The following is a 10,916-nucleotide window of genomic DNA, read 5'->3' as shown; positions in this document are numbered from 1 at the left end:
CAGCAGCCCCCGCGGATACCCAATGTGACGGTGTCCACCAGCACGAACCGCTCCGGCACCATCACCGTCCGGGCCACCGACCAGGGTATGCCGGTGGAGATCAAGTTCGAGCGCAGCGAATACCGATACGGCGCACAGGCGCTGGCCGACGAGATCCTTCGGCTCACCAGGCGGTCCACCATCGCGGCCAAGGCCCGCCGTCGGGAGATCCTGGCCGAAACCGGTATGCCGAACGAGGTCCTCGACGGTCTCGGGCTGCCCACCCGGCAGCAGGCGGTGGACGAACTGGACCGCATCGATGACGCCGACACCGGCCCGACGAGCTGGATGCGGCCCGTATGAGCGGTCAGCGCCCGGAGGCGGTAGCGGAGCGTGACCTCGCAGGGCGCCCGTTCATGCCACGAAAGGACGAGACAGCATGAGTGCGGAGATGGATGCCCTGGTGGCGGGGGCCACCCGGAAACTGGAGGCGCTGGAGGCCGCATTGTACGGCCTGAAGCAGGTGCGTGGGCGGTTCGCCACCGAGGACGGCGTGGTTTCCGTGGAGGTGGACGACAGCGGCGCCCTGGTGGCCCTGCACCTATCCGAGTCGGTGACGTCGCTACCGCCGGCCGAGGTGTCCCAGCTGATCATCTGGGCGTGCGGGCAGGCCGTTGAGGACGCGGGAAATCAGCGGTCGAACGTTATTGGGGCACTGAACGAGTCGTTCACCCCGGAACGGCGCGACGCTGCGGGAACACCCGGGGCCGGGTCGGATAGTGCCTGAGCCGGAAGCTCGATAGGCTTCCGCACATGGCTTCTGGAGACATCGTCCCGATCGAGCTCGGTCTCACCGACGGCGATCTGGTCACCCTGTGGGCACCGCGATGGCGTGACGGTGACGACGAGTGGGAGGCGTTCCTAGGTAACGAGGACGCGCTCTACGGTTTCGAATCCGTAGCGGAGCTGGCCGCCTTCATCCGGACCGACAACGACAACGATCTGGTCGATCATCCGGCGTGGAAGATCGTGGCGGGGCTGTCGGCGGCGGAGCTGGAGCCGCAGGCCGATCATTCCTTCGACCTGGTCGGTGTTCCCGAGCTGGTCGCGGGTGATCCGGATGTGGATTCCGTCGCCGAACTCGAGGACACCCTCACCATGGCCCGCAATATCGGCGAGGTATGCGAGCTCGATACGGTGACCAAGTTCTTCGGTTCGCATCCGGTGCTCGGCGCGCTGGCCGGCGGCGCGCATACCTTCGCCGGCCGCGAGGGCGAGGAGCTATGGCACCAGATCGGTGCCGCGGTGGCCAAGGACTGGGACGATGTGCTCGACGCCATCGATTCGGTGGTCCGCACTCCGGAGGTGGCTGCCGAGGCGGTTGCGGTCGCCGAAGCCGAGCTGCTCGCTGCCGAGGAGAACATCGTCGACGCCGAGGACGCCGCCGACACCGACGACGAGGATTTCGAACCGGTCGACCTCGACGAGGACGAAGACGAAACCGAGGACGAAGACGAAGACGAAGACGACGAGGAGCTGTCGTTCTGGGACGAGGTCGGCATCGACCCCATCAAGATCGTCGCTTCGGGCGCGACCTATTTCACCCTGCGCTGCTATCTGGACGACGAACCGATCTTCCTCGGGTCCAAGGGTTCGATCCTGGTGTTCGGCTCCGAACGGGCGTTGGCCCGCTACCTGGCCGACGATCACGACCACGATCTGTCCCGGGTGAGTACCTATGCCGAGGTACAGACCGCCGCTATCGACGGTTCCCTGGAGGTGGAGGTCACCGACGAGAACGTCTACGTACTGCCCGGCCTGGCCGACGACCTGGCCGAGGGCCCCGAGGCGGTCGATGTGGAACAGTTGGACCTGGCGGTCGAACTGTTCACCGACGCCGCCGACTACGCCGAGGACGACACGGTCGAACAGGCCCTCGCCAAATCCTCCCCCCTGGGCTGGTACGTCTCCTACCTGCTGAATCCCGACCCGACCCGAATGGCCCCCAACCCACCCTTCGACACCGAGGCCGAGGCCTGGCGCGGCCTGGAACGCTACTTCGAGTCCAAACTGTCCCCCCGATAACCACCCCACCCCGACCCCACGGACACACCGCCTCCGCAGCCCCCACGCAAGCTTCTTTAAAACTGACCCCGTCGGGGGCCGCGCCGTCGCGGCCGCGTTCGCGGCCCGTCTCGTGTTTCGACACCCGAAGCGCATGTGCCGAAGGCGCGAGTCTCGGGTGCCGAAACACGAGACACAAGGGGGCCGCGAACACGCTTGCGCGGAACGCGGACCTAACCAATCAGCACGGCGTAGCCGGGTTTGATGATGTCGTCGATGATGCGCAGGCGTTCCGGGAACGGGATGAATGCCGATTTCATGGCATTGATGGTGAACCGTTCCAGATCGCTCCACCCGTAGCCGAACGTCTGCACCAGTTTCAGCATTTCCCGGCTCATGCTGGTGTCGCTCATCAACCGGTTGTCGGTGTTGACGGTGACGCGGAACCGCAGCCGGGCCAGCAGGTCGAAGGGGTGTTTGTCCAGTGAGGGGGCGGCCCCTGTCTGCACATTGGACGAGGGGCACAGTTCCAGCGGTACTCGCTTGTCCCGGACGTAGTTGGCGACCACTCCCAGTCGCGCGTCCTCGATCGAGCCCGGTACGTCGATATCGTCGGTGATTCGTACGCCGTGCCCGAGGCGGTCGCTGCCGCAGAACGCGAGCGCTTCGTGGATGGACGGCAGTCCGAATGCTTCTCCGGCGTGGATGGTGAAGTGGGCGTGGTTGGCCCGCAGATATTCGAATGCGTCCAGGTGCCGGGTGGGCGGGTATCCGGCTTCGGCGCCGGCGATATCGAATCCGCAGACGCCCTGGCTGCGCCAGCGGACCGCGAGTTCGGCGATTTCCCGGGAGCGCGCGGCGTGCCGCATGGCGGTCAGCAGGCAGCGCACCACGATCGGCCGGCCGGCCTCGGCCGCCAGTTGCTCCCCCTGTCGAAAGCCGGCCAGGGTGTGTTCCACCACTTCGTCGAGGGTGAGTCCCCGTTCCAGGTGCTGTTCCGGGGCGAACCGTATCTCGGCGTAGACGACACCGTCGGCGGCCAGGTCCTCGGCGCATTCCCGGGCCACGCGGCGCAGCCCGTCCGGGGTCTGCATGACGGCGACGGTGTGGTCGAAGGTCTCGAGGTACCGCACCAGTGATCCGCTGTCGGCCGCCTCGCGGAACCAGTGGGCCAGTGCTTCGGCGTCGGCGGCGGGCAGTCCGTCGTAGCCGCAGTCCTCGGCCAGCTCCAATACGGTGGCGGGTCTGAGCCCTCCGTCCAGGTGGTCGTGTAGTAGCGCCTTCGGCGCTTGGCGGATCGAGGCGAGATTCAACGGCATCGGTCCAGTCATGCCACGACGGTAGTCGTCCGGTCCCGGTTCGGCAGGCGAGTCGGCGCACGTAATCTCGCGTGGCCATCCGGTGCTCGCCCTCGTACACCGCGATTTCCCGTCCCGCGGGGCCGGTGGGCCGGATGGCGTACCCGTGCGGCGGCCGGTTCGACCGTGCGGTCACGGGTGTTCGCCGATTCGTTCGAGGATCAGCGGACCGGCGGGTCGGGCGTCGGGTTCGTCGGTGATGGTGATAGCGCCTTCCAGCGCGGCCAGGGCCCGGGGGAACGCCGCCGGGGTGTCGGTGTGCAGGGTGAGCAGGGGTTGTCCGGCGGCGACGGTGTCACCGCGGCCTGCGTGCAGCCGTACGCCGGCACCCGCCTGCACGGTTTCGCCCTGCCGGGTGCGTCCGGCACCGAGCCGCCAGGCGGCCCTGCCGACGGCGAGGGCGTCGAGGCCGGTCAGGGTGCCACCGCGCTCGGCGTGGACGGTTTCGGTGTGTGCGGCGCGGGGCAGCGGCGCGTCCGGGTCGCCGCCCTGGGCGCGGATCATGGCGCACCAGTGATCCATGGCCCGGCCGTCGGCGAGGGCGTCGGCCGGGTCGGTGTCGAGTCCGGCCAGAGCGGCCATTTCCCGGGCCAGGGCGAGGGTGAGTTCGACGACATCGGCGGGCCCGCCACCGGCCAGTACCTCCACGGCCTCGGCGACTTCGAGCGCGTTGCCGATGGTGCGGCCCAGCGGGGTCGACATATCGGTGAGCAGCGCGACGGTGCGCACGCCCTTGTCGGCACCCAACTCCACCATGGTGGTGGCCAGTTCACGGGCCTCGTCCCGAGTTTTCAGCAGTGCGCCGGAGCCGACTTTCACGTCCAGGACCAGGGCCGCGGTTCCTTCGGCGATCTTCTTGCTCATGATCGAACTCGCGATGAGCGGCAGGGATTCCACGGTGCCGGTGACATCGCGCAGGGCATAGAGTCGTTTATCGGCGGGCGCCAGGTCGGCTCCGGCAGCGCAGCATACGGCGCCTATCTCGGGGGCGGACAGGATTTCGCGCATTCGCGCCGGGGTGAGGTCGGCGTGCCAGCCCGGTATCGATTCGAGTTTGTCGAGGGTTCCGCCGGTGTGGCCGAGTCCGCGGCCGGACAGTTGCGGTATCGCCGCACCGCAGGCGGCCACCAGCGGAGCCAGCGGCAGCGTGATCTTGTCCCCGACGCCGCCGGTGGAGTGTTTGTCCACGGTGGGGCGCGGCAGATCGGTGAAGTCCAGGCGGCGGCCGGTGTCGAGCATGGCGGTGGTCCAGCGCGCGATCTCCCGGCGGTTCATCCCGCGCCAGAGGATCGCCATGGCCAGCGCCGACATCTGTTCGTCGGCGACTTCGCCGCGGGTGAAAGCGTCCACCACCCAGTCGATCTGTTCGTGGGAGAGCTGCCCGCCGTCCCGTTTCGTAGTGATAACCGATACCGCGTCGAATCCCGTCATCCGCCCAGTTTCACAGTAAAGGGGTGCTGTCGTAGGGCGAAGCCGTCGGCCGGCGCGACGCCGGGCCGCTTGGGGTCATGTCCGTCCGGCATTCAGATCGTCGGGCCCGAAGGCGTCGGCCAGTAGCGTTCCCAACCGCACCGGGCCGTTGCGATGGTCCACCAGGATCTCGGCCCCGCCGAACTCGTAGAGCATCTGCCGGCAGCGGCCGCAGGGCAGGAGAATCTCGCCGCGCGAGTCGCATACCGATACCGCCATCAACCGACCGCCTCCGGTCGATTGATGGTTACCGACGAGTACGCATTCTGCGCACAGGCCTAAACCGTATGAGACATTTTCCACATTGCAGCCACGCACAATCGCGCCATCGGCGCGCAGCGCCGCCGCGCCGACCGGAAAGCGCGAGTAGGGGGCATACGCATGTCGCATGACCTGAAACGCACTGTCGCGCAACGTCTTCCACTCGATTTCCGGCATCGCGGCCCTCCTGCGGCAGCGTCGGCGAGTGGGCATGCGAAAGCCGTCGCGGAGCCCGTCACGACCGAACGAAGGCAACCCTAACCCAGCCGGGTGTTACGCAACGCACGGCACGCCGAATTAGTTCCCCCAATCTCAGAGGATTAGAGTCCACATCAGATCGGTTCAGGTTCCGACGGCGGGCCGGAATACGGCAACCGCTGGGTATACACCCCGCACGCGGACTGCTTCCAGCGATTCGGCTGCTGCGGCCGGTGTCGGATCTTCGACCGGGTCCATCAACGATGTTGGAGGCACCGAACTCTTATGACCACGATAGAGGCTCCGGCTCAGCCGAAGCGCAAGACGCTCTACCGCGGCGACCCCGGAATGTGGTCCTGGGCACTCCACCGGATAACCGGTGTCACCGTGTTCTTCTTCCTTTTCGTGCACGTCCTGGATACCGCACTGGTCCGGGTCAGCCCCGCCACCTACGACGCAACGATCGAGACATACAAGACGCCGATCGTGGCGCTCATGGAGATGGGCCTGGTCTTCTGCGTGCTGTTCCACGCGCTCAACGGCGTGCGAGTGATCCTGATCGACTTCTGGTCGCAGGGTCCGCGCTACCAGAAGCAGATGCTCTGGGGCATCCTGGGCCTGCTTGTAGTGCTGGTCGTGCCCGCTGTCGGACGCATGTTCTACCTACTGTTGACGGAGCACTGAGACCATGACCGCACCCGTTCTCGGCAAGTCCTACGATCGTCCGGCGAGCCTGGATCTGCCCCGCTCCCCCCGCGGCCACGCACGCGGCAACTTCGAGAAGTACGCGTGGCTGTTCATGCGCTTCTCCGGCCTCGCGCTGATCCTGCTGGTCCTCGGCCATATGACGATCATGCTGCTGCTCGACGGCGGCGTGAAGCGCGTGAACTTCGCCTTCGTGGCCGGCCGCTGGTCCAGCCCGTTCTGGCAGGTCTGGGACCTGACCATGCTGTGGCTGGCGCAACTGCACGGCGGCAACGGCCTGCGTACCGTGATCGACGACTACTCCCGCAAGGACGCGACCCGGTTCTGGCTCAAGACCCTGCTGGTCATCTCGATGATCCTGGTCATGGGCGTGGGCACCTACGTCATCTTCACCTTCGACCCCAACATCAGTTAGGAACGGTCTCCTTCGCATGAGTGAGCGCAGCGAACGAATCCATGACACAGCGTGCTTCGCACATGCCGGAGCCGCGCGAAGCGAGGCGCAGGCATGAGTGAAACCCGACCGGTCCAGGAGCACCGCTACGACGTCGTCATCGTCGGCGCCGGTGGCGCGGGTATGCGGGCGGCGATCGAGGCGGGACCCCGGGCGCGCACCGCGGTACTGACCAAGCTCTACCCGACCCGCAGCCACACCGGCGCGGCGCAGGGCGGTATGTGCGCCGCGCTGGCCAATGTCGAAGAAGACAACTGGGAATGGCACACCTTCGACACCGTCAAGGGCGGCGACTACCTGGTCGACCAGGATGCCGCGGAGATCATGGCCAAGGAGGCCATCGACGCGGTGCTCGACCTGGAGAAGATGGGTCTGCCGTTCAACCGCACCCCGGAAGGCAAGATCGACCAGCGCCGGTTCGGCGGGCACACCCGCGACCACGGCAAGGCCCCGGTGCGTCGCGCCTGCTACGCCGCCGACCGCACCGGCCACATGATCCTGCAGACGCTGTACCAGAACTGCGTCAAGCACGACGTGGAATTCTTCAACGAGTTCTACGTGCTCGACCTGGTGCTCGCCGAGACCGATCGCGGTCCCGTGGCCACCGGTGTGGTCGCCTACGAGCTGGCCACCGGTGAGCTGCACGTCTTCCACGCCAAGGCGATCGTCTTCGCCACCGGCGGTTCCGGGCGGATGTACAAGACCACGTCGAACGCGCACACCCTCACCGGTGACGGTATGGCGATCGTGTTCCGCAAGGGCCTGCCGCTGGAGGATATGGAGTTCCACCAGTTCCATCCGACAGGCCTGGCCGGTCTGGGCATTCTCATCTCCGAGGCGGTCCGCGGCGAGGGCGGCATCCTGCGCAATGCCGACGGCGAGCGTTTCATGGAGCGCTACGCTCCCACCATCAAGGACCTCGCGCCGCGCGATATCGTGGCCCGTTCCATGGTCCTCGAGGTGCTGGAGGGCCGCGGCGCGGGTCCCAACAAGGACTACGTCTACATCGACGTGACCCACCTCGGCGAGGACGTGCTCGAGGAGAAACTGCCCGATATCACCGAGTTCTCCCGCACCTACCTGGGTGTGGACCCGGTGAAGGAACTGGTGCCGGTGTTCCCCACCTGCCACTACGTGATGGGCGGTATCCCCACCCGCATCCACGGCGAGGTGCTGCGCGACAACGACAACATCGTTCCCGGCCTGTACGCCGCCGGTGAGTGCGCGTGCGTCTCGGTGCACGGCGCCAACCGCCTCGGCACCAACTCGCTGCTGGACATCAATGTCTTCGGCAAGCGCGCCGGTATCGCGGCGGCCGAGTACGCCCATCGGGTGGAATTCGTGGATATGCCGGAGAACCCGGCGCAGATGGTGCAGGACTGGCTGGCCAATCTGCTGTCGGACCACGGCAACGAGCGGGTCGCCGATATCCGTACCGAATTGCAGCGGTCGATGGACAACAATGCGTCGGTGTTCCGCACCGAGGACACCCTCAAGCAGGCCCTCACCGATATCCACGCGCTCAAGGAGCGCTACGCCCGCGTATCGGTGCAGGACAAGGGCCGCCGCTACAACAGCGATCTGCTCGAGGCCGTGGAACTCGGCTTCCTGCTGGAGCTGGCCGAGGTCACCGTGGTGGGCGCTCTCAACCGCAAGGAGTCGCGCGGCGGCCACGCTCGCGAGGACTACCCCGACCGCGACGACGTGAACTTCATGCGGCACACGATGGCCTACAAGGAAGGCACGGAACTGCTGTCGGATATCCGGCTGGACTTCAAGCCGGTGGTGCAGACCCGTTACGAGCCGATGGAGCGTAAGTACTGATGACCGCTGTAGCCGAGAATTCCGCTGCGTCGGCGGCGAGCCCCGCGCCGGTTCCCGAGGGCTCGACCATGATCACCGTCAAGGTGGCGCGGTTCAACCCCGAGGACGGTAAGGGCCAACACTGGGAATCGTTCCAGGTCCCCGCCCTGCCGACGGACCGTTTCCTCAATATCCTCATCTACATCAAGTCCTATCTGGACGGCACCCTGACCTTCCGCCGCTCCTGCGCGCACGGGGTGTGCGGCTCCGATGCCATGCGCATCAACGGCGTGAACCGGCTGGCGTGCAAGGTGCTGATGAAGGACATGCTGCCCCGCAGCGGCAAGCCCATCACGGTCACCGTCGAACCGATCCGCGGTCTGCCCGTGGAGAAGGACCTGATCGTGGACATGGAGCCGTTCTTCGACGCGTTCCGCGCCGTGAAGCCGTACCTGATCACCACGGGTAACGAGCCCACCAAGGAACGCATCCAGAGTCAGGCCGACCGTGCCCGGTTCGACGACACCACCAAGTGCATCCTGTGCGCCTGCTGCACCACCTCGTGCCCGGTGTACTGGCACGACGGCAGCTACTTCGGCCCGGCCGCGATCGTGAACGCGCACCGCTTCATCTTCGACAGCCGGGACGAGGGCGCCCGGGAACGCCTGGACATCCTCAACGACGTGGAGGGGGTGTGGCGCTGCCGCACGACCTTCAACTGCACGGACGCCTGCCCGCGCGGTATCGAGGTCACCAAGGCGATCCAGGAGGTCAAGCGCGCGCTCATGTTCGCCCGCTGAACCTTGTCGCGGGTATCGCGGTAACGCGAAGGCCGCTCCGTCACTGTGACGGAGCGGCCTTCGCGGTTTTACACCCCGGGCCGGGAGCTGTTTCCGTTACATAACGCAAACTTGAGGATTAGGTATACCGAACATTAAAATTCGGATATGGTCAATCGGCGTTCCGGCAAAGGGACGCGAGTGGTGTCACGGATCGGCGCCCTCCTCGCGGTCTGCGGTCTGGCGTTCACGGCCGTCGGATGCGCTTCGTTTCATCTGCCCCGCAGCGGGGATCCGGTGGTGGTGACGACGTTCACCGTGCTCGCGGATATCGCGGCGAATGTGGCGGGTGGACACCTGGTGGTGGAATCCCTGACGAAACCGGGAGCGGAGATCCACGGCTACGAGCCCACACCGGGGGATATCAAGAAGGCGGCCAAAGCGGATCTGATCCTGGACAACGGATTGAATCTGGAGGGCTGGTTCGCCCAGTTCGTCTCCGGTATCGATGTCGAGCACGTCACCGTCAGCGACGGAGTGCAGCCGATGGACGTCACCGGCGGCGCCTACCGGGGCAAACCCAACCCGCATGCCTGGATGTCACCGCTGAACGTACGCATCTATGTCGACAACATGGTCACCGCGTTCTCCGGACTCGCCCCGGAACACGCCGCCGATTTCCGTGCCAACGCCGAGCGTTACAAGGCGCGCCTGCAACAGGTACACGACGAACTCGTCGCCGCCGTGAACGCGCTGCCGCGTAGCCAGCGAGCCCTGGTGACCTGCGAAGGGGCCTTCTCCTACCTGGCTCGCGACACCGGCCTGAGCGAACGCTACATCTGGCCGGTGAACTCCGAGGCGCAGGCCACCCCGCAACAGATCACGGGCGTTATCGAGTTCGTCCGGAACAACGCGGTACCGGCGGTGTTCTGCGAATCGACCGTATCCGACGCGCCGATGCGGCGGGTGGCGGAAGCCACCGGCGCGAGATTCGGCGGGGTGCTCTACGTCGATTCGCTCTCGAAGGCCGACGGACCGGTGCCGACCTATCTGGACCTGATCCGCCACGATACCGAAACCATCGCCGCGGCACTCACCAGGAGCAAGCCATGACCGTCCCCGCTCTCCATGTCGACGATGTCACTGTGCGCTACGGCGAGGTGCTCGCGCTGGACCGGGTGCGGTTGACCGTGCATCCGGGCCGGGTATGCGGGTTGATCGGAATGAACGGGGCCGGGAAGTCGACCCTGTTGAAAGCGATCATGGGCCTGATCACTCCGGAGCACGGCACGGTGCAGGTCAACGGCGAGAAACCGGCCGCGGCGCGGCGGGCGGGAGTGGTCGGCTACGTCCCACAGAGCGAGGCGGTGGACTGGTCGTTCCCGCTGTCGGTGCGGGACGTGGTGACAACCGGCCGCTACGGACGGATGGGATTCACCCGCCGGGCCCGCCGCACCGACCGCGACTCCGTGGACATGGCCCTGGCCCGGGTGCACCTCACCGAGCTGGCCGACCGCCAGATCGGCCAACTGTCCGGCGGCCAGCGCAAACGGGCGTTCGTGGCGCGCGGCATCGCGCAGGGCGCGAGCGTGCTGTTGCTGGACGAGCCCTTCGCCGGGGTGGACAAACGCTCCGAGGCCACCCTCACCCGCCTGCTGCGGGAACTGGCCGCCGACGGGGCGACAATCCTGATCTCCACCCACGACCTGCACGCCCTCCCCGACCTGGCCGACGAGGCGGTGCTGCTCCTGCGAAAGGTGCTCATGCACGCTGCCCCCGAGGAGGCATTGCGGCCGGAGAACCTGGCGCTGGCCTTCGGACTCGATGTGCTGGAGCAGCGGTGAA

General features: G+C 66.6%; 12 protein-coding genes. 9 read left to right on the top strand and 3 right to left on the bottom strand.

Features of this window, described 5'->3' with window-relative positions; translation table 11 throughout:
• The 3 genes from ON20_RS04875 to ON20_RS04865 form a co-directional block, all read left to right on the top strand.
• Positions 1–342, top strand: a 342-nt coding sequence (locus tag ON20_RS04875) for a hypothetical protein (RefSeq protein ID WP_040833744.1), incomplete at its 5' end; no start/stop codon positions are given.
• Positions 343–418: 76 nt separating this feature from the next.
• A complete protein-coding gene (locus ON20_RS04870; protein WP_040833726.1) occupies positions 419–766 on the top strand; it encodes a YbaB/EbfC family nucleoid-associated protein in 348 nt (115 codons plus the stop codon).
• A gap of 26 nt (positions 767–792) precedes the next feature.
• Complete coding sequence (locus tag ON20_RS04865; RefSeq protein WP_040833725.1) at positions 793–2,064, top strand: SatS C-terminal domain-containing protein; 1,272 nt, start codon at positions 793–795, stop codon at positions 2,062–2,064.
• 212 nt (positions 2,065–2,276) lie between these two features.
• Here the strand turns inward: ON20_RS04865 and ON20_RS04860 are convergent, their stop codons facing one another.
• The 3 genes from ON20_RS04860 to ON20_RS04850 form a co-directional block, all read right to left on the bottom strand.
• Positions 2,277–3,374, bottom strand: coding sequence for an adenosine deaminase (locus ON20_RS04860; RefSeq protein WP_040833724.1), 1,098 nt, complete (start codon positions 3,372–3,374; stop codon positions 2,277–2,279).
• Between the two features lie 159 nt (positions 3,375–3,533).
• On the bottom strand, positions 3,534–4,832 hold the full coding sequence (locus ON20_RS04855) for a thymidine phosphorylase (protein WP_040833723.1): 1,299 nt from the start codon (positions 4,830–4,832) through the stop codon (positions 3,534–3,536).
• A 75-nt stretch (positions 4,833–4,907) separates the two neighbouring features.
• Positions 4,908–5,309, bottom strand: a complete 402-nt coding sequence (locus tag ON20_RS04850) for a cytidine deaminase (RefSeq protein ID WP_040833722.1) — start codon at positions 5,307–5,309, stop codon at positions 4,908–4,910.
• 306 nt (positions 5,310–5,615) lie between these two features.
• On the opposite strand from ON20_RS04850, the gene sdhC reads away from it, so the two are divergent.
• The 6 genes from sdhC to ON20_RS04820 all read left to right on the top strand — a co-directional run bounded on the left by sdhC (position 5,616) and on the right by ON20_RS04820 (position 10,915).
• Positions 5,616–6,014, top strand: coding sequence for a succinate dehydrogenase, cytochrome b556 subunit (gene sdhC, locus ON20_RS04845; protein WP_040833721.1), 399 nt, complete (start codon positions 5,616–5,618; stop codon positions 6,012–6,014).
• Positions 6,015–6,018: 4 nt separating this feature from the next.
• On the top strand, positions 6,019–6,450 hold the full coding sequence (locus ON20_RS04840) for a succinate dehydrogenase hydrophobic membrane anchor subunit (RefSeq protein WP_040833720.1): 432 nt from the start codon (positions 6,019–6,021) through the stop codon (positions 6,448–6,450).
• Positions 6,451–6,543: 93 nt separating this feature from the next.
• The gene (sdhA, locus tag ON20_RS04835) at positions 6,544–8,313 is read left to right on the top strand and encodes a succinate dehydrogenase flavoprotein subunit (RefSeq protein WP_040833719.1); all 1,770 of its coding nucleotides are present in this window, start codon (positions 6,544–6,546) and stop codon (positions 8,311–8,313) included.
• Complete coding sequence (locus tag ON20_RS04830; protein WP_040833718.1) at positions 8,313–9,092, top strand: succinate dehydrogenase iron-sulfur subunit; 780 nt, start codon at positions 8,313–8,315, stop codon at positions 9,090–9,092. Before sdhA ends, ON20_RS04830 begins: the two co-directional genes overlap by 1 nt.
• 147 nt (positions 9,093–9,239) lie before the next feature.
• Positions 9,240–10,184, top strand: a complete 945-nt coding sequence (locus ON20_RS04825; RefSeq protein ID WP_083864655.1) for a metal ABC transporter substrate-binding protein — start codon at positions 9,240–9,242, stop codon at positions 10,182–10,184.
• Positions 10,181–10,915, top strand: coding sequence for a metal ABC transporter ATP-binding protein (locus tag ON20_RS04820; RefSeq protein ID WP_040833717.1), 735 nt, complete (start codon positions 10,181–10,183; stop codon positions 10,913–10,915). The genes ON20_RS04825 and ON20_RS04820 overlap by 4 nt, the downstream gene beginning before the upstream one ends.
• Position 10,916: the final 1 nt, after the last annotated feature.

The sequence above is a fragment of the Nocardia brevicatena NBRC 12119 genome, from assembly GCF_000308495.1.
Lineage (GTDB): Bacteria > Actinomycetota > Actinomycetes > Mycobacteriales > Mycobacteriaceae > Nocardia > Nocardia brevicatena.
The sequence above is the reverse complement of the archived record's forward strand: the minus strand, read 5'-3'. Positions and strand labels throughout refer to the sequence as shown.

What these genes read in the sequence shown, in the direction of transcription:
- ON20_RS04870 (WP_040833726.1), top strand. Translation starts at nt 419, where the DNA reads ATGAGTGCGGAGATGGATGCCCTGGTGGCGGGGGCCACCCGGAAACTG.
- ON20_RS04865 (WP_040833725.1), top strand. Translation starts at nt 793, where the DNA reads ATGGCTTCTGGAGACATCGTCCCGATCGAGCTCGGTCTCACCGACGGC.
- ON20_RS04860 (WP_040833724.1), bottom strand. Translation starts at nt 3,374, where the DNA reads ATGACTGGACCGATGCCGTTGAATCTCGCCTCGATCCGCCAAGCGCCG.
- ON20_RS04855 (WP_040833723.1), bottom strand. Translation starts at nt 4,832, where the DNA reads ATGACGGGATTCGACGCGGTATCGGTTATCACTACGAAACGGGACGGC.
- ON20_RS04850 (WP_040833722.1), bottom strand. Translation starts at nt 5,309, where the DNA reads ATGCCGGAAATCGAGTGGAAGACGTTGCGCGACAGTGCGTTTCAGGTC.
- sdhC (WP_040833721.1), top strand. Translation starts at nt 5,616, where the DNA reads ATGACCACGATAGAGGCTCCGGCTCAGCCGAAGCGCAAGACGCTCTAC.
- ON20_RS04840 (WP_040833720.1), top strand. Translation starts at nt 6,019, where the DNA reads ATGACCGCACCCGTTCTCGGCAAGTCCTACGATCGTCCGGCGAGCCTG.
- sdhA (WP_040833719.1), top strand. Translation starts at nt 6,544, where the DNA reads ATGAGTGAAACCCGACCGGTCCAGGAGCACCGCTACGACGTCGTCATC.
- ON20_RS04830 (WP_040833718.1), top strand. Translation starts at nt 8,313, where the DNA reads ATGACCGCTGTAGCCGAGAATTCCGCTGCGTCGGCGGCGAGCCCCGCG.
- ON20_RS04825 (WP_083864655.1), top strand. Translation starts at nt 9,240, where the DNA reads ATGGTCAATCGGCGTTCCGGCAAAGGGACGCGAGTGGTGTCACGGATC.
- ON20_RS04820 (WP_040833717.1), top strand. Translation starts at nt 10,181, where the DNA reads ATGACCGTCCCCGCTCTCCATGTCGACGATGTCACTGTGCGCTACGGC.